Raw genomic sequence first — 20,202 nt, 5'->3', positions numbered from 1 at the left:
GATTTGCAATGTATCAGGAATCCTGAACACTTTGCTGCGGCCGCTGTTGTGCATTGGATGAGAAATTACGTGTTGACAGTGCCGATCTCGGATGGGAATGTGGTCGAGAAGACATAGAAGTGGAACGATCGTTCGGGATTTCCGGCGTAGGGAGAGAACGTGGCTGTCGACTTGGCGTATTCCGGCGAGATCGCGGACCTGATCAAGCGGACCCGGGAGTTCACCCGCGACGTGGTGCTGCCGATCGAGGACGAGTACGGCGGCGACATCACTGCGGCAGGCGGCGACGAACTCCGGATCCGGATGCAGGACGAGGCGAAGGTCGCCGGAGTGTTCGCCCCGCACGCCCCCGTCGAGTTCGGCGGCCACGGACTGAACATGTCCGACCGGGCCCCGGTGTTCGAGGAGGCCGGGTACTCACTGTTCGGTCCGACGGCGCTGAACATCGCGGCGCCGGACGAGGGCAATCTCCACATGCTCGCGCACATCGCGAACCCGGAACAGCGCCAGCAGTTCCTGGCGCCGCTGGCCACCGGTGCGGTGCGGTCCGCGTTCGCGATGACCGAGCCCGCGCCCGGAGCCGGCTCCGACCCGTCGGCCCTGACCACCCGGGCCGTGCGCGCCGCCGGCGGTTGGCGGATCAACGGCCACAAGTGGTTCATCACCGGCGCGGACGGCGCCGGGTTCTTCATCGTCATGGCCCGCACCGCAGGCGAACCCGGCGATCGCGGCGGGGCCACCATGTTCCTGGTGCCTGCCGACGCGCCGGGTCTGCGGGTCGGCAGGCACATCGACACCCTGGACCGGGCGATGATCGGCGGGCACTGCGAGGTGTTCTTCGAGGACCTGCTGGTTCCGGACAGTGCCGTGCTCGGCGAGGCGGACCGCGGCTTCGAGTACGCCCAGGTGCGGCTCGGGCCGGCGCGGATGACGCACGTGATGCGCTGGCTGGGCGCCGCTCGCCGCGGCCACGACGTCGCGGTGGCGCAGGTGGCGCGGCGGGAGGGCTTCGGCTCCAAGCTCGGAGACCTCGGCATGGTCCAGAAGATGGTCGCGGACAACGAGATCGACATCGCCGCCACCCGCGCCCTGTTGGTGCGTGCGTGCTGGGAACTCGACCGGGGTGAGAGTGCGTCGAACTCCACTGCCATCGCCAAGACCTACGCCGCCGAGGCGGTGTTCCGGATCGTGGACCGGAGCATTCAGATGTGCGGTGGGATGGGCGTTTCCGGCGACCTGCCGCTTGCCCGGCTCTCTCGTGAGGTGCGCCCGTTCCGGGTCTACGACGGCCCCTCCGAGGTGCATCGCTGGGCGATCGCCAAGCGCGTCGTCGGTGCGGCCAAGCGGGCACAGGCGGACGCCCGATGACGCTGCCGGGCATGGACGCCGCCGCGCTGCGGCGGTACCTGGAGGCTCAGGGCGTCGCGGTTCGCGGTGAGCTCCGGGTGGAGTTGATCAGCGGCGGACGCTCGAACCTCACGTACAAGGCCTGTGACGACCAGTCGAACTGGGTGGTCCGCCGCCCCCCGGTCAGCGGGCTGACGCCGTCCGCGCACGACATGGCACGCGAGTTCGCGGTGACCAATGCACTGCAGGGCACCGGGATCCCGGTGGCGCGGACGGTGGCCCTCGACGCGGACGGGACCGCGCTGGGCGCACCGATGACGGTCGTCGAGTTCGTGGCCGGCCGGGTCGTCAGGGATTTCGACGACCTCCGCGCGCTGACCGACGAGCAGGTCACCGCGACTGCGGACGAACTGGTCCGGGTGCTGGCGAACCTGCACGAGGTGGACTACCGGGCGGCCGGGCTCGGCGAGTTCGGCAGGCCCGAGGGTTTCCTCGGCCGCCAGGTGGCACTGTGGGCCAACCAGTGGGAGCGGGTCAAGACCCGGGAGCTGCCCGACGTCGCGGTGCTGTCGACCCGGCTCGCCGAGTCGATCCCGCGGCATTCGGCGGCCTCGATCGTGCACGGCGACTACCGGATCGACAACATCATCCTCGATGCGATCGATCCCACAGTCGTCCGGGCCGTGGTCGACTGGGAGCTCTCCACTCTCGGGGATCCGCTGACCGATGTCGCGTTGATGTGCGTCTACCGGAATCCCGCTTTCGACCTGGTTCTCGGCACCCGGGCGGCGTGGACCAGCGACCGGCTGCCGTCGGCAGACGAACTCGCTCAGGCCTACGCCACCGCGTCGGGCCGTGACCTGGGCGACTGGAACTTCTACCTCGCGCTGGCGAACTTCAAGCTGGGCGTCGTCGGCGAGGGCATCACGCACCGCGCGCTGCAGGGGGCCAGCTCGGGTAGCGGCGCCGAGCGGGCCGCCGACGCAACGCCCGAGTTCATCGCAGCTGGACTGCGCGCACTGAATGGAGTCTCCGCATGACCGGAACCTCGGAAACCCGCACGGCGCTGGTGACCGGTGCCTCACGCGGCATCGGGCTGGGCATCGCGACCAGGCTGGCCGGGCTCGGATATTCGTTGACCGTCACCGCCCGGGACGCCGACCGGCTAGACGCGGTCGCGGTCGAACTCCGGGCCGCGGGTGCGCCACAGGTGATCGCGACCGCAGGCGACATGGCCGACGAGGACACGGTTCGCCGCATCGCCGAGATCCATTCGGACCGGCTCGGTCCGATGAAGGCGCTGATCCTCAACGCTGGCGTCGGTTCCGCGGGGACTGTCGCCGACTATCCGATGCGGCGATTCGACAAGACCCTCGAGGTCAACCTGCGTGCACCGTTCCTGTTGCTGCAGCGGTGCCTGCCGCTGCTCCGGGCCGGTGCTGCCGCAGATCCCGGCCGCGGTGCCAAGGTGATTGCGCTGGCGTCTGTCACCGGTGTCCATGCCGAGCACGGCCTGGCGGTCTACGGCGCGACCAAGGCCGCGCTGATCTCGCTGGTTCAGGCGTTGAATGCGGAGGAATCGGGCAACGGTGTCAGCGCCACCACGATCGCGCCGGCGTACGTCGACACGGACATGAGTGCGTGGATCCACGACCGGATTCCGGCGGAGCAGATGCTCGAGGTCAACGACGTAGTGGAGGTCGCCGAGGGTCTGCTGCGCCTGTCGAGCCGGGCCGTGGTCCCGAACATCGTGATGACCCGGGCCGGGACCGACGGGCTGCGGGCCTGAGTGTGCTGCCCGTGCCACCGTCCGTCCGCGCGTTTGTGTCCGGTGCCAGGGCATCGGCGTAGTGACCGTCGATCGGGCCGGTCGAACTGCGGTCGGCTAACCCCCGGCACTCAGCAAGGTGCTGAGGCAAGGTCCAGTTCTGTGACCCGACCACAATTGGATTGTTACGCCCCCCATCTGTCGGAAACGCTACGTCGAAAACGTAGGAGTGGCCCTCCGACCTGCATGAACAGTGGCTTGCTCGGTGCCCGTCGGCGTTGGCAGGCCGGCTGCCACGCGCTCGCGGGCCGCGCTCCTGGACGCTCGACCGAGATACGTGCAATCTGCCGCGAAAGGCCCGGCTAACGCGGTAAGTTGCCACCTGCGGTCGATGGCGTCCTGCCTCGTCGCGATCGGGTTGCCGCCGAGTCGGCGGCGGGATTTTCTGCGGAGGGCGACCTGTGAGTACACAATGGATCGGTTCGTGTCAAACACGGGGGGATGTCGTGTTGGTCACGGTAGGGTTAGACGATTCCGGAAGCGGGCATGGCGGAGTCGGGGCCGTATAGGTGCGTGAAGTGCCGCTGACCGACCGGTAGGTTGCGCGCGTCTGGGCGCGCACCTCGTCGCGAGGCGAGGATCTATTCTCACCAAAATCTGCCCTCGGCATGTCATGCCTGGCGCAATCCGTCCTGTTCGGTTTGCGTCCGGCCATTGCGGCCGGGTCTCTGCCGGGACGAATTGTGTTTGTTCCAGAAAATAAGGGGAACCAGTTGAAGCCGACCGCGTTCGACGGAATCGACGGCATCGATCACGCCACCGAGGTTGACGCGATGGAGGTATTTCCCCTCTCGCCTGCGCAACTGGGAATGTGGTACGCCCAGCATCTCGACCCCGAGGTGCCGATCAACATCGCCCAGTACGTCGACCTGCGGGGCGATCTCGACTTCGGCGTTCTCGACCGCGCCAGCCTTGCCGCCTCGGCCGAGTTCGGATCCGGGTTCCTGCGCATTCTCGAACGTGACGGTCAGCCCTGCCAGGTCGTCGACCTCACCATCGACGACGCCATGGTCAGCCGGGACTTCCGGGGCGAGAGCGATCCTGTGGCCGCGGCCCACGAGTGGATGCGCGCTGACTGCAGCGCACCCCTCGACCTCCTCGCGGATCGACTGATCGTCTCGGCGGCTCTGCGGGTCGAGGACAATCGGTACTTCTGGTACACCCGCTGCCACCACATCATCCTCGACGGATTCGGGGCGATGAACTTCACGACGCGGGTGGCCGAGCTCTACTCCGCGACGGTCGAGGGTCGCGAACCGGCTCCGCTCAAGGCGGTTGATCTCCGGGAACTGTACGAGTCGGAGGCCAGCTACCGGGAGAGCCCGCGATTCACCGCCGACGGTGAGTACTGGGCCGAGCGGATCGCGGGCGTCGAGGAGGGCACCAGTCTCAGTGGTCGCACCGCGGCACCGTCTGCGGTCAACGGGATCACCAGTGCGGCCCTGTCCGACGACGTCGTGGCGCGGCTCGAGTCGGCGGTTCGAGACCAGGATTCGTCGCCGGCCGGGATGCTGATCGCGGCGTTCGCCAGCTACCTGGCACAGGTTTCCGGCAAAGAGGACGTGATCCTGACGCTGCCCGTCACCGCGCGCACGACTGCCGCGGCACGCAGGTCGGGCGGCATGATGTCGAACGTGGTGCCGCTGCGACTGCGTGTCGGCGTGGAGACGACCGTCGCGGAGCTGCTCAAGCAGGTTCAGGTGGCCGTCTCCGGAGCCCTGCGGCGTCAGCGGTACCGGTACGAGGACATGTACCGGAGCACGGCAGCTGGCACCGTCGAGCGCAACCTGCTCGGGCCGCTGGTGAACATCATGCTCTTTCACCGCGAGGTTTCACTCGGTTCGATGGTGGGTGAGTTCAACATCCTCTCGACCGGCACGATCGAGGACCTGGGTGTCAACTTCTATCAGAGCGTGGGTGGAACCCGTACCCATGTCGACTTCGAGACCAATCCTCAGCTCTACACCGATGACGAAGCACATCAGCATCATTCGCGTTTCGTCGATTTCTTCTCGCGGTTTGTGAGCGTTGATGCACAGACGCCGATCTGGGCGCTCAACGTAGCCACCGAAGCAGAGCTCGATGTGATGTTGGATCGGTGGAATTCAACCGCGGTGGAGGTGCCGGCCGGGACGCTGGTCGATCTGGTCGACGGGGCTGCGGGTGCGCATGCGGGTTCGTCTGCGGTGACGTTCGAGGGTGAGACGCTGACGTTTGCCGAGTTCGATTCACGGGTGAACCGGCTTGCGCGGCATCTGATCGGGCTCGGTGTCGGTCCGGAGGAGCGGGTCGTGGTTGCGGCTCGGCGTTCGGTGGAGATGCTCGTTGGTATTTATGCGGTGATGAAGGCGGGCGGTGCGTATGTGCCGTTCGATCCGGATCAGCCGGTGGAGCGGTTGGCGGCGGTGCTCGAGATCGCCGAGCCGGTGTGTGTCCTGACGACGGTTCGTGATGGTGTCGGGGTGCCTGCGGGTGTCGTGGTGGTCGAGGTCGATCGTGTCGAGGTCTCCGGTCTCGATGATGGTCCGGTCTCGGATTCCGAGCGGATCCACCCGTTGCGGTCGGGCAACCCTGCCTATGTCATCTTCACGTCGGGGTCGACGGGTGTGCCGAAGGGTGTGGCGGTCACGCACGAGGCGATCGTGAACCAGTTGTGCTGGTTCATCGGTGAGTACGCGGTGACGTCGTCGGATGTGGTGTTGCAGAAGACGCCGATCGTGTTCGATCCGTCGGTGTGGGAGTTGTTCGTGCCCTTCATTGCGGGTGCGCACCTGGTCATTGCTCGTCCGGACGGGCATCGTGATCCGGAGTACCTGGTGTCGATGTCTCGTGAGTGGGGCGCGACCGTGTTGGGTTTCGTGCCGTCGATGCTGGCGGCGTTGGCGTCGGATCCGGCGTTGGCGTTGCCGTCGTCGGTGCGTGCACTTCAGTTGGCCGGTGAGGCTCTCAGTCCGGAGTTGGCGACGCGGGTGATGCGGGCGTCGGCGGTGGGTGTCAACAATGCGTACGGCCCGGCGGAGACCACGCTGACGTCTGTCCACTACTGGTGCGATGGAGCCGAGGCGGATTCGATGCCGATCGGTCGGCCGGTGTGGAACACCCAGGCGTACGTGCTTGATTCGCGGTTGCGTCCGGTTCTGCCGGGGGTTGCTGGTGAGGTGTATCTCGCGGGCCGGCAGGTGTCGCGGGGGTATCACGGTCATCCGGATCGGACGGCGGAGCGGTTCGTTCCGAATCCGTTCGGGGATGCGGGTTCGGTCATGTACCGCACGGGTGATCTTGCCCGTTGGCGGGTGGATGGGCAGATGGAGTACCTGGGGCGTACCGATTTCCAGGTGAAGTTGCGTGGTCAGCGGATCGAGTTGGGGGAGATCGAGTCGGCCCTCGAGCGGGTCGGTGGGGTGTCGCAGGCTGTTGTGGTGCTGCGTTCGACCGTGTCGTCCGGTGATCAGTTGGTCGGGTATGTGGTGCTCGACTCGGGTGCGTCGTTGACGTCGAGTGTGCTGCGTGAGCGGGTGGCGGAGTCGTTGCCCGGGTACATGGTGCCGTCGACGGTGATGGTGTTGGAGGCGTTCCCGCTCAACACGAGTGGCAAGTTGGATCGGAAGTTGTTGCCGGAGCCGGTGTTCGAGGTGAGGGTGTTCCGTGCGCCGTCGACTCCGGTTGAGGAGGTCGTTGCGGCTGTCTTCGCTGAGGTGCTCGGGGTCGAGGCTGTCGGTCTGGATGATGATTTCTTCGAGTTGGGTGGCAACTCGTTGATTGCGATGCAGGTGGTGGCTCGGATCGGTGCGGCGTTGGATGCGCAGGTGCCGGTGCGGGTGTTGTTCGAGGTGTCGACGGTGGAGGCGTTGGCGGCTCGGGTGGAGTCGCAGGTGGGTGCGGGTGGTCGGTTGGCGTTGGTTGCGGGTGTGCGTCCGGAGCGGGTGCCGTTGTCGTTGGCGCAGTCTCGGATGTGGTTCCTGAACCAGTACGACACCGCGGCGGCAACCTACAACCTTCCGCTGGTGGTACGCCTCGCCGGCCGCACCGACATTCCGGCGCTGCGGGCGGCGTTGTTCGACGTGCTCGGCCGACACGAGTCGCTGCGCACGGTGTTCCCCGAGTCTGCGGACGGCGTACACCAGGTGATCCTGCCCGTCGCCGAGGTGGATCTCGACGTGGCCCTGCAGGTCGTGACCGAGGCGGAACTGACGACCGAGCTCATGGAATTCGCGTCCGGCGGATTCGACGTGGCCGAGGAAATCCCCTTCCGGGTGCGCCTGTTCGCGGTCGGGGCAGACGAACTCGTAGTGGCGCTGGTGGTCCACCACATCGCCGCGGACGGCATGTCGTGGGCGGTCCTCGCCCGCGACGTGATGACGGCCTACACCGCCCGGGCCGAGGGTGTGGCGCCCGGTTGGGCACCGTTGCGGGTGCAGTACGCGGACTACAGCGTCTGGCAGCGTGAGGTCCTCGGTGACGAGAAGGATTCAGATTCGCTGTCCGCCAAGCAGATCGAGTACTGGCGTGGGGCGTTGGCCGGGATTCCGGACCAGCTCGACCTGCCGTCGGATCGTATCCGGCCCGCCGTGCAGTCCTTCCACGGCGGGCGGGTGGGCTTCACGATCGAGGAGGGCATCGTCAGGTCGCTGACAACCCTCGCCCGAGCGCAGGGAGTCACGCCGTTCATGGTGGTGCACGCGGCGCTGAGTGTGCTGCTCTCTCGCCTGAGCGGCACCACCGACATCGCGGTCGGCACGCCGGTGGCAGGTCGCGGCGAGCAGGCCCTCGACGACGTGATCGGGATGTTCGTCAACACCTTGGTCCTGCGGACCGAGGTGGACCCGAACGTGTCGTTCACCGACCTGCTGGCCCGCGTCCGCGACGCCGACCTGTCCGCCTTCTCGCATGCCGACGTGCCGTTCGAGCGGCTCGTCCAGGTACTCAACCCGGCCCGCTCGACGGCCCGCCATCCGCTGTTCCAGGTGGTGCTGTCTTTCGAGAACATGGGCGAGACCACCCTCGAACTCCCCGGGCTGTCGGTCTCGGCGGGCGAGGTCCAGGTCGACGTGTCCAAGTTCGACCTGCAGTTGACGCTCTCGGAGTCCGTCGACGAGCATGGACGACCGTCGGGGATGGCCGCGGAGTTCACCTATGCCACCGATCTGTTCGACCGGTCGACGATTGATTCGTTCGGGGAGCGTTTCCTGCGGGTGCTCTCTGCGGTGGTGGCGGATCCGGCAGTGGTGGTTGGTGATATTGACCTGCTCGCGGCTGCTGAACGGGAACTGGTTCTCTCGCAGTGGAATTCGTCGGGGGTCGATGCCGGTTCCGATGCCACGTTGGTGGATTTGTTCGATGTTGCTGCGCGGCAGTTCCCGGATCGTATTGCGTTGCGGTACTTGGATGATGGGCTGTCCTACCGCGCGTTGGACGAGCGGGCGAACCGGCTGGCGCGTCAGCTCATCTCGGTGGGAGTCGGTCCGGAGTCGTTGGTTGCGGTGGCGTTGCCACGGTCGCTCGATCTGGTGGTGGCGTTGCTGGCGGTGGTGAAGGCCGGTGGTGGGTACCTGCCGGTGGACCCGAACTATCCTGCGGACCGCATTGCCTACATGCTGACCGACGCGCATCCGGTCTGCCTGCTCACTGGCTCGGATGTGGAACTGGTGCGGCCGGACGGGTTGCCGGTGCTGGAGTTGGATCGTGTCGACCTGTCGGCGTTGTCGGCCGATTCGGTTACCGATGCGGACCGTGTCGCGCCGCTGACCCCGGCCAACGTCGCCTACGTGATCTACACGTCGGGGTCGACCGGTCGCCCCAAGGGTGTGGTGGTGCCGCACCTCAATGTCGGTCGGTTGATGCGAAACACGGAGTCGGTCTACGGGTTCGACGAGTCGGATGTCTGGACGATGTTCCACTCGTATGCGTTCGATTTCTCGGTGTGGGAGTTGTGGGGGCCGTTGCTCTACGGCGGGACCCTGGTGGTGGTCGACTACTTCACCTCGCGCTCGCCGGAGCAGTTCCTGGAGTTGCTGGCGCGGGAACGGGTGACGGTGCTCAACCAGACGCCGTCGGCGTTCTACCAGTTGGCGGAGGCCGACCGGGTGGCGGAGCCGTCCGGTCGTGATCTTGCCCTGCGGTACGTGATCTTCGGTGGTGAGGCGCTGGAGTTGCGCCGGTTGACGGACTGGTTTGCCCGTCGCGGCGACGGGATGAGCGGCTCGGCCGGTCCGCGGTTGGTGAACATGTACGGCATCACCGAGACCACGGTGCATGTCTCGTACCGGGGGATCGACGAGCCGACGGCGGCGACCGCGTCGGCGAGCCTGGTCGGGCAGGCTGTTGCCGGCCTGCAGGTGTATGTCCTGGATTCGCGGTTGCGTCCGGTGCCGGTGGGTGTGCCCGGTGAGATGTATGTCGCCGGTGTGCAGTTGGCGCGTGGCTATCTCGGTCAGCCCGCGCTCACCGGGTCGCGGTTCGTGGCCAACCCGTTCGGCGACGACGGTTCGTTGCTGTACCGGTCGGGTGACCTGGCGCGTTGGGGTGGCGATGGTGATCTCGAGTACCTCGGCCGCGCCGACGACCAGGTAAAGGTGCGTGGCTTCCGGATCGAGCTCGGTGAGATCGAGGCAGCCGTGCTCGCGCAGGAGCGGGTGGGTCAGGTGGCGGTCGTGGTCCGCGAGGACACTCCCGGCGATGTGCGTCTGGTTGCCTACGTGGTGGCTTCGACAGAGGCGCTGGATGTGCCTTCGGTGCGGGGCGGTGTGTCGGCTCTGCTGCCGGAGTACATGGTGCCGTCCGCATTCGTGGTGCTCGATGAGATTCCGTTGACGTCGAACGGGAAGTTGGACCGGAAGTCGTTGCCGGCGCCGGTGTTCGAGACGACTGCATTCCGTGCGCCGTCCAACCCGGTCGAGGAGATCGTGGCGGGAGTGTTCGCGGCGGTGCTCGGTGCCGAGCGGGTTGGTCTCGATGACGACTTCTTCGGTCTCGGTGGCAACTCGCTGCTCGCCACGCAGGTGGTGGCCCGGATCGGAGCCGCTCTCGATTCGAAGGTACCGGTGCGGGCCCTGTTCGAGGCATCAACGGTGGAGGCGCTGGCCGCGAACCTCGATCCGCATCGGGGGGAGGGCGGTAGGGCCCAGCTTGTGGCTCAGGACCGACCCGGGCAGTTGCCGCTGTCCCTGGCCCAGCAGCGGATGTGGTTCCTGAACCGCTTCGACGGGGCCTCGGCTGCGTACAACATTCCGATGGCGATTCGGCTGTCCGGGCGTCTCGACGTCGCCGCGCTGCAGGTCGCGCTCGGCGACGTGTTCACCCGTCATGAGTCACTTCGCACCCGGTACCCCGAGACCGCGAGCGGGCCGATTCAGGTGATCATCCCTGCTGCACAGTCGATCCCGGACCTGATGCCCGATCGGGTGGCGGCTGACCAGCTACCGGGTCGGCTGGCGGAGCTGATGTCCACCCAGTTCGACGTCACGGCAGAGGTGCCGGTGCGGATCCGGTTGTTCGAAGTGGAGCCTGCGGAACGACCTGAGGACACCGAGTACGTGCTCGCCTCGGTGGTGCACCACATCTCTGCGGACGGCTCCTCGATGAGGCCGCTCGTGCGCGACCTGATGACTGCGTATTCCGCCCGAATCGACGGTGCGGAACCGGGTTGGGCGCCGCTGCCCGTGCAGTATGCCGACTATGCGCTCTGGCAGCGTCAGATCCTTGGCCGCGATGACGACGAGAATTCGGTTGCCGCGCAGCAGATCAGCTACTGGCGTGACGCCTTGGCCGAGTTGCCGGACCAGCTGAGCCTGCCGACGGACCGGCCGCGGCCGCCAGTCCAGTCCTTCCGGGGAGGGCGAGTTGCGTTCGAGGTCGACGCGCGCGCGCACCGCGGGCTCAGCGACCTGGCGCGCACCCAGGGCTCGACGCTGTTCATGGCCGCACACTCTGCGTTCGCGGTATTGCTGGCCAGGCTGTCCGGCACCGCAGACATCGCGGTGGGCACACCGATCGCCGGTCGTGGTGAGGCCGAACTCGACGACCTGGTCGGGATGTTCGTCAACACCCTGGTCTTCCGCACCCAGGTGGACGCAGGAGCGGGATTCGCCGACATGGTGGCCGCAGTCCGAGAGGCAGATCTGCAGGCGTTCGCGCATGCGGACGTGCCGTTCGAGCGACTCGTTGAGGTGCTCAATCCGGCCCGTTCCACCGCTCGGCATCCGCTCTTCCAGGTCGGGTTCTCGTTCCAGAACTACGCACAGGCCAGCCTCGAGCTGCCGGGCCTGACGGTCACCGCGCTGGACCCCGATATCGAGACCGCGCAGTTCGACCTGCAGCTCGTCCTCATCGACCGGTACGACGAGGACGGTGCGCCGGCGGGTATCGATGCGACGTTCAGCTACGCCGCCGACCTGTTCGACGAGTCGACGGTCACCGGGTTCGCCGAGCGCTTCGTCCGGTTGATCGACGCCGTGGTCGCCGACCCGTCGGCTCCGGTCGGGGACCTCGACCTGCTCGGAGATGCCGAGCTGATCACCATCCTGGGCGGCTGGAACAGCACCGCCGAGCCGGTCGAAGACGTGTCCCTCGCGGACCTGTTCGACCGGCAGGTCGCGCTCGCCCCCGATGCGCCCGCACTGTGGTTCGAGGGCCTCGAACTCAGCTACGGCGAGTTCGATGCGCGGGTGAACAGGCTCGCGCGCCGGCTGATTGCCCAGGGCGTGGGGCCGGAGTCGTTGGTGGTTCTCGCGATGCGTCGTTCGATCGAGCTCGTCGTCGGGATGTACGCGGTGGTCAAGGCCGGTGGCGCCTATGTTCCGGTGGACCCGGACCATCCGGCGGAGCGGATCGCGCACATCCTCGACACCGCTGCACCGTCGTGCGTGCTCAGCACCGAGCGAGACGGATTCACCGTCGACGGCGTCACGGTCCTGCACGTCGACGCACTCGACCTGGCGGGCTTCTCCGATGCGCCGGTGCGTAGCTCGGAGCGGATCGCACCGCTGCTGCCGCAGCACCCGGCATACGTCATCTTCACCTCCGGATCCACCGGCAGGCCCAAGGGCGTGACCGTCAGTCACCAGGCGATCGTGAACCAGTTGGCGTGGATGCGGTTCGAGTTCTGCCTGGATGCAACGGACTCGGCGCTGCTGAAGACCGCGGCGACGTTCGACCTGTCGGTGTGGGAGTTCTGGGCGGCGCTGGTGACCGGTGGACGCCTGGTGATTGCCAGGCCCGGCGGCCAGCAGGACCCCGACTACCTGTTGGCGCTGCTGCGCGAGCAGCGGGTGACGACCTTGCACGCCGTGCCGTCGATGCTGACCATGCTCTCCACCGTGGCGGCCGGCACCGAGATCTCCGGTGACCTGCGCCGGGTCCTCGCGATTGGCGAGGCGCTGCCTGCGGCGACCGCGCAGTCGTTCCTGGCGGCGAATTCCGCTGAACTGGTCAATCTGTACGGCCCGACGGAGGCCGCGGTCTCGGTGACCGCGCACCGGGTCACCGGGGACGACCGGGCTTCGGTGCCGATCGGCAGGGGCGAGTGGAACACCCTGCTCTACGTGTTGGACCGGCGCCTGAACCCGGTGCCCGCAGGGGTGCCCGGTGAGCTCTATCTCGCCGGGGTCCAGTTGGCTCGCGGCTACCACGGCCGCGCGGACCTGACCGCCGACCGCTTCGTCGCGAATCCGTTCGGTCTGCCCGGCGAGCGCATGTACCGCACCGGCGACCTGGTGAGCTGGCGGTCCGGCGGCGACCTCGAGTACCTCGAGCGCAGTGATTTCCAGGTCAAGGTGCGCGGATTCCGGATTGAACTCGGCGAGATCGAGGCGGTCCTGGCCCGCGACGAGGCGGTGGGCGCGGTGGTGGTCACCGCCCGAGCGGATGCACAGGGCACCGACCAGTTGGTTGCCTACGTGGTGCCCGCCGCGGGTGCGACGGTCGACGCCGCGAGGCTCGAGGCACACGCACAATCAGGCCTGCCCACCTACATGGTGCCCGCGGCGTTCGTGTTCCTCGACGCCCTGCCCCTGACCGTCAACGGCAAGCTGGACCGGGCTGCGCTGCCTGCCCCGGAATTCGCGTTGGTGGAGTTCCGGGCCCCGGTGACCACGGCAGAGCGGGTGGTCGCGGATGTCTTTACCGAGCTGCTCGCGGTGGACCTCGTCGGCCTGGACGACGACTTCTTCGCGCTCGGTGGCAACTCGCTGGTGGCGACGCAGGTCGCGGCGCGGCTGGGGGAGGCGTTCGATACGAGGGTGCCGGTGGCATGGCTGTTCGAGGCCTCGACGGTCGGCGCGCTCGCCGCACGGGTTGCCGAGGTCGCGGGCGTGGGTGGCCGGCGGGCGCTGACGGTGATGGAGCGTCCCGACGAGATCCCGCTCTCGCTCGCGCAGCAGCGGATGTGGGTGGTCAACCGGATGATGCCGGACTCGGCCGCGTACAACATTCCGGTGGCGATCCGCCTGTCGGGGTTGCTGGACGCGCCGGCGTTGGAGTCGGCCGTGCGGGATGTGATGAAGCGGCACGAGGTGCTGCGGACCGTCTACCCCGACGGTACGGACGGCCCGGTCCAGGTCGTGTTGCCGGTCGACGTGGTGTCGCTGCCGCTGGCCCCCGTCCAGGTCACCGAGCAGACCCTGCCCGACAGGCTGGTGGAGTTGGTCTCGGCCGGATTCGACGTGACCACGCAGGTGCCGGTCCGGGCCAGCCTGTTCGAGCTGAGCCCGACCGAGTACGTGCTCGCGGTGACGGTGCATCACATCAGCGCGGACGGATTCTCGATGGGCCCCCTGACCCGGGACGTCATGATGGCGTACTCGTCGAGGGTCGAGGGGCGTGAGCCCGGATGGGCGCCGCTGGCGGTCCAGTACGTGGACTACAGCCTGTGGCAGCGTGAGGTGCTCGGCAGCGAAGAGGCCCCGGACTCCCTGGTCTCGCGGCAGATCGACTACTGGTCGAATGAACTTGTCGGCGTGCCCGAGCAGCTCGAACTGCCGACCGACCACCCGCGACCGGCTCGTCAGACGATGCGGGGAGGGTCGTTCGAGTTCACGATCGGCGCGGAGTTGGCGGGACGGCTGTCCGCGATCGCTCGCGAGCACAACTCCACGGTGTTCATGGTCGTGCACAGCGCGTTTGCGGTGCTCCTGGCCAAGATGAGTGGGTCGACCGACATCGCCATCGGAACGCCGGTCGCGGGCCGCGGCGAACGGGTCCTCGACGATCTGATCGGCATGTTCGTCAACACCGTGGTCCTGCGCACCGAGGTCGGCTCGGGAATGACGTTCAGCGAACTGCTGGTGCAGGCCCGGCGGAAGGATCTCGCTGCCTTCGACCACGCGGACGTGCCGTTCGAGCGGCTGGTGGACGTGGTCGGCCGGGAGCGTTCGACCGCCTACCCGCCGCTGTTCCAGGTGATGTTCGCGTTCCAGAACATGACCACCCGGTCGTTGCAGTTGCCGGGGTTGGAGGTCTCGGCGATCGACAGCGGGTTCGAGCAGGCGAAGTTCGACCTGCAGCTGACCGGACAGGAGACCTTTGACGACCTCGGTCGGCTCGTCGGAATCCCGATGCAGTTCACCTACGCGACGGACCTGTTCCTGCCGGAGACCATTGCGCTGTTCGCTGGCCGGCTCGCCCGGATCCTCGAGGCGGTGGCCGCCGACCCGTCGGTGGTGCTGCGCAGTATCGACATCCTCACCGACCAGGAGCGGTCACGTTTCGCGCGCAAGCCGGCCCTGACGGTCAAGGACCTGCCCGAGTTGGTGGCGGCGGCAGCGGCGGTCGCGCCGGACGCCGTGGCGCTCACCCACGACGGTCGTGAGGTCACCTACGGGCAGTTGGGCACCAAGCTGGCGACGGTGTCGAAGTCGATGGGAGCGGCGCTCAAGCCCGAGGCGTTGGTGACTGTCTCGCTGTCCGGGCTTCTCCCCGGAATTCTCCCGGCACTGGGGCCTGAGGGGCATGCGAAGGCGATGGATTCCCTGGTCGCCGAGTCGCGATCCATTGTTGAAAAAGCGCAGTCATGCATCCTCGAGTGAACATATAGTTCACTCGAGGATGCCAGCCTTGTGGCATCCCGAGGCTTTTGTGTGCGTGTTTCGGTCCGTGATGGCCGAGCATCGTGGTGCAGTGGAGGGAACAGCTAGATGTCGGGTGTGGATTCGCAGGATCGCGGGCTTGTTGTCGAGGATTTGCCGCGACTGATCGCTGACATCGCGAACACGGATTCGGGTCGAACCGCCATCCGGTACCGGGATTCTGCCATCACTTACCAGGTATTGCACGCCGAGCTCGTGGCGCTCGATGCCGCGATGGGCGGCGCACTCGGTGCCGACGCGCTGATCCCGGTGGTGCTCTCGACGCTGCTGCCCGGCCTCGACGCGGCTGCCGACGACGGGCTCGGCACCGTAGTGGCGGCCCTGCTGGCCGACGTTGCCGCCGCGGGCGGCGTCGGGGCGGCGGCTATGCCACCGCGCACACTGCCTGCGCTCTTCGACGAGCAGGTGGTGCGCACCCCGGATTCGGTCGCACTCGAATTCGAGGGGGTCGAGCTCACCTATGCGGAGTTCGATGCCCGAGCCAACGCGCTCGCTCGCAAGCTGATCGAGGCGGGCGTCGGCCCGGAGTCGATGGTGGGGCTCTCGATTCGCCGTTCCCTGGACCTGCTGATCGGCATGTACGCCATCGTCAAGGCCGGCGGCGCCTACGTCCCGCTCGATCCGGATCATCCGGCCGACCGCATCGCCTACGTCCTGGACGTGGCGCAGCCCGCCGCCGTGGTCACCACCGCGCGCGATGCGGTGACGATGCCCGCAGGCGTGACCGTCTTCGAGATCGACACGCTCGACGTCTCCGGCTATTCCTCAGCACCGGTCAGCGACGCCGACCGGTCGGCGTCGCTGTCCGCCGACCACGTCGCCTATGTCATCTTCACCTCCGGGTCCACCGGTCGGCCGAAGGGCGTGGCGGTCCCGCACAGCGCCATCGTCAGCAACCTGCTGTGGCGTCAGACCGAATACCGCTTCACCCCGGACGACGTCATCCTGCAGAAGACGCCGTACACGTTCGACGTGTCCTTGTGGGAGCTGTTCTGGCCGCTGCTGATGGGTGCGAAGCTGGTCATCGCCACCCACGACGGGCACCGAGACCCGGCCTACCTGGCCCGAACCATGATCGATCGCGGCGTCACCGTCGCGCACTTCGTGCCGTCGATGCTCTCGGTGTTCATCTCGGAGCCGAGCGCGGCGGACGTGACCTCGCTGCGCCTGGTGTTCGCCTCCGGCGAAGCGTTGCCTGCCGAGGCCGCCTCGCGTTTCCGCGCGATCAGTTCGGCGGGGCTGCACAACCTCTACGGCCCCACCGAGGCAGCCGTCGACGTCACCTACCACCAGACCAGCGAGCGGGACGGCGCATCGATCCCGATTGGCTCCGCGGTAGCCGAGACCGAACTGCTGGTCCTCGACGACGGGCTGCGTCCGGTGCCGGTCGGGGTACCCGGCGAGCTGTATCTGGCCGGCGTGCAGCTCGCTCGCGGCTATGTCGCGCGGCCTGAGCTGACCGCGGATCGGTTCGTCGCGAACCCGTACGGCGAGCCCGGCGACCGGATGTACCGGACCGGTGACCTGGTGCGGTGGCGCCCCGAGGATTCGGGTTCCCTCGACTACCTGGGGCGAATCGACTTCCAGGTCAAGCTGCGGGGTCTACGTATCGAGCTCGGAGAGATCGAGTCCGCGTTGCTCGGTCGCGAAGAGGTGGCCCAGGCCGTCGTGGTCGTGCACAACGATCCCGCAGTCGGCGACCACCTCGTCGCCTACCTTGTGGCGACGGCGGGCATGGCGCCGGACCACCGCGAACTGCGGGCGGACCTCAAGCATCAACTCCCGGACTACATGGTGCCGTCGCTGTTCGTGGTCGTGGAGCAGTTCCCGCTGAACGCCAGCGGCAAGCTCGACCGCAAGGCCCTGCCGGCACCGGACTTCTCGTCGTTGGCTCGTGAGTACCGGGCGCCCAGCACTCCCACCGAGGGGTCGCTCGCGGGCATCTTCGCGGCACTCCTCGGCCTCGAGCGGATCGGCGCGGACGACGACTTCTTCGAACTCGGCGGCAACTCGCTGATCGCGACCCGGGCGATCGCGCGGGTCAACGCCGAGTTCGGCGTCCGCATCGATGTGCGCGAGTTCTTCGACGCACCCACCGTGGCGGAACTCGCCGTCGTCATCGACAACGCGGTCGGTGGCGACGGCGTTGCCCTGCCGAGCCTGGTTGCCGGCCCGCGCCCCGACCGGATCCCGTTGTCGCTGGCGCAGTCCCGGATGTGGTTCCTGAGCCGGTTCGACAGCGCCAGCGCCGTCAACAACATCCCGCTGGCGGTCCGGCTCAGCGGTGTGGTCGACGCGGCGCACCTCGCCGCGGCGTTGGCCGACGTGGTCGTACGGCACGAGGTGCTGCGGACGGTGTACCCGGAGTACGAGGGCGCCGGCACCCAGGTGATCCTGCCGGTCGACCAGGCGACGCTGAACCCGACACCGGTGTCGGTGACCGAGGCGGACCTGCTGGCCGAGGTTCAGGCGTTCGCGAGCACCGGCTTCGACGTCACCACCGAGGTCCCGCTGCGGGCCCGGCTGTTGCGGGTCTCCGACGCCGAGTACGTGCTGGTGCTCGTGGTGCACCACATCGCGGCCGACGGCTTCTCGCTCGCACCACTGGTGCGTGATGTGGTCACCGCATACGCGGCTCGTGCGGCCGGGCAGCAGCCCATCTGGACGCCGCTTCCTGTGCAGTACGCCGACTTCGCGCTCTGGCAGCGCGCCGCGCTCGGCTCCGAGGATGACGCCGCGTCGACCATTGCACGGCAACTCGCGTACTGGACCGACGCCCTGGACGGACTGCCCACGCAGCTCGACCTGCCCGCGGATCGCCCGAGGCCGGCGGTGGCGTCGAACCGAGGCGTCAACTACGGATTCCCGCTGACGCCCGAACTGGTGGCGGGAATCGACGGGCTTGCAAGGGATCTCGGAGCCACGCCGTTCATGGTGGTGCATGCCGCCCTCGCCGTGCTGTTGGCGCGGCTGTCCGGGACCACCGACATTGCCATCGGTGCACCGATCGCCGGTCGTGGCGACGCCGCCCTGGACGAGTTGGTCGGCATGTTCGTCAACACCCTGGTGCTGCGCACGGAGGTCGACGAGGCCGAGTCGTTCGCGGGCCTGCTGGCTCGGGTCCGCACGAACGACCTCGGTGCCTTCGCGCACGCGGACGTGCCCTTCGAGCGGCTCGTCGAGGTACTCAACCCCGCGCGCTCGCAGGCGCGGCACCCGCTGTTCCAGGTTGCGCTGTTCTTCCAGAACCTCGAGCAGGCCGCCGTCGAGCTCCCGGACCTGACGCTCGCGGCGCTCGACTTCGACCCCGGTATCGCGAAGTTCGACCTCCAGCTCACCATGCTCGACTCGGTCGCCGAGTCCGGCGCACCGGCGATGACGGTGCAGATCACCTACGCCACGGACCTGTTCGACGAGGCGACGGTGGCCGCATTCGGCCGCCGGTTCGAGGCCGTGCTGTCCGCGGTGGTCGCCGATGCCGAGATGGTTGTCGGTGACATCGACTTGGTCGACGGCGGTGAGCGCGAGCTGATGCTGACCTCGTGGAACGAGACCGCGCACCCGCTGCCTGCGGGGCAGTTGCTGCTCGACGGGTTCGGTCGCCAGGTCGTCGCCACCCCGAATGCGACCGCGGTCGTCTACGAGGGCCAGTCGCTGACCTACGGGGAGTTCGCATCTCGGGTGAACCGCCTGGCCCGGCATCTGATCGGTGTCGGTGTCGGACCGGAGTCGTTGGTGGCCTTGGCCGTTCGGCGTTCACTCGACCTGGTGGTGGGAATCTACGCGGTGCTCGAGGCGGGCGGCGCGTACGTGCCCGTCGACCCGGATCATCCGGCGGAGCGGATCGGGCACATCCTCGACACCGCGGCACCGGTCTGCGTACTGACCACCGCGCGAGACGACTTCGAAGTTCCTGGGGACAGGTCTGTCCTGCGCATCGACACCATCGATCTCGCGGCCTACTCGGATGCCCCGATCACGGGCGCGGACCGGGTGGCGATGCTGCGCCCGGAGCATCCCGCCTACGTGATCTTCACGTCGGGGTCGACGGGCAAGCCGAAGGGCGTTGCGGTCAGCCACGGCGCGATCGTCAACCAGATGGAGTGGATGCAGGGCGAGTACCTGCTGGATTCCTCGGATGTGTACCTGCAGAAGACGGCGACGACGTTCGACGTGTCGCTGTGGGGTTGGTTCATGCCGCTGCGCGTCGGTGCGCAGTTGGTCGTCGCGACGCCGGACGGGCACCGCGATCCCGGATACGTGGCGGAGAAGATCGCCGAGCACGGGGTGACGGTGACGGACTTCGTCCCGTCGATGCTGACGGTGTTCGCTGCGGCGGTGCCTGCCGCCGAGTTGGTGTCGCTGCGGGATGTGTTCGTGATCGGTGAGGCCCTGCCCCCCGAGACGGTGCGGGCCTTCGCCGGTGTCAGTGCGGCGCGGGTGCACAACCTGTACGGGCCGACCGAGGCCGCGGTGTCGATCACCTACCGGGAGGTCACCGGCGACGGCGATGCCGCGGCGGTCTCGATCGGCCGCCCCCAGTGGAATTCGCAGATGTTCGTGCTGGATTCGCGCTTGCATCCGGTTCCGGTGGGGGTCCCCGGCGAGTTGTACCTGGCCGGCGATCAGCTCGCCCGCGGATACTTCGGCCGGGTCGATCTGACGTCGGATCGATTCGTGGCCAACCCGTTCGCCGTCGACGGTCACCGCATGTACCGCACCGGCGACCTGGTGACGTGGGATGCGGCAGGTGAGCTGAGCTACATCGGGCGCACCGACTTCCAGGTGAAGTTCCGGGGTCAGCGGATCGAGCTCGGCGAGATCGAGACCGCAGTGCTGGCGCACGAGTCGGTGCTGCAGGCAGCGGTCCTGGTGGTGCCAACGGCGACCGGCGATCACCTGGTTGCCTATGTGGTTCCGGCGGCGGACGCGTCGGTTGACGCGGAC

Annotated in this window: 5 protein-coding genes; all 5 read left to right on the top strand. The window is 67.7% G+C overall.

Annotation, left to right across the window (positions count from 1 at the left end; translation table 11 throughout):
• Positions 1–159: 159 nt before the first annotated feature.
• Positions 160–1,368 carry an acyl-CoA dehydrogenase family protein gene (locus ACFO6S_RS14705; protein WP_378418171.1) on the top strand — a complete coding sequence of 403 codons (1,209 nt, stop codon included), beginning with the start codon at positions 160–162 and terminating at the stop codon, positions 1,366–1,368.
• A complete protein-coding gene (locus ACFO6S_RS14700) occupies positions 1,365–2,387 on the top strand; it encodes a phosphotransferase family protein (protein WP_378418169.1) in 1,023 nt (340 codons plus the stop codon). Before ACFO6S_RS14705 ends, ACFO6S_RS14700 begins: the two co-directional genes overlap by 4 nt.
• Complete coding sequence (locus ACFO6S_RS14695; protein ID WP_378418167.1) at positions 2,384–3,136, top strand: SDR family NAD(P)-dependent oxidoreductase; 753 nt, start codon at positions 2,384–2,386, stop codon at positions 3,134–3,136. The genes ACFO6S_RS14700 and ACFO6S_RS14695 overlap by 4 nt, the downstream gene beginning before the upstream one ends.
• Positions 3,137–3,948: 812 nt before the next feature.
• Positions 3,949–15,195, top strand: coding sequence for an amino acid adenylation domain-containing protein (locus ACFO6S_RS14690; protein WP_378418695.1), 11,247 nt, complete (start codon positions 3,949–3,951; stop codon positions 15,193–15,195).
• 108 nt (positions 15,196–15,303) lie between these two features.
• Positions 15,304–20,202, top strand: a 4,899-nt coding sequence (locus ACFO6S_RS14685; protein WP_378418166.1) for an amino acid adenylation domain-containing protein, incomplete at its 3' end; no start/stop codon positions are given.

It is taken from the genome of Rhodococcus kronopolitis (assembly GCF_042654025.1).
GTDB classification, from domain to species: Bacteria; Actinomycetota; Actinomycetes; order Mycobacteriales; family Mycobacteriaceae; genus Rhodococcus_G; species Rhodococcus_G kronopolitis.
This window is presented reverse-complemented; position numbering and strand designations above follow the sequence as displayed.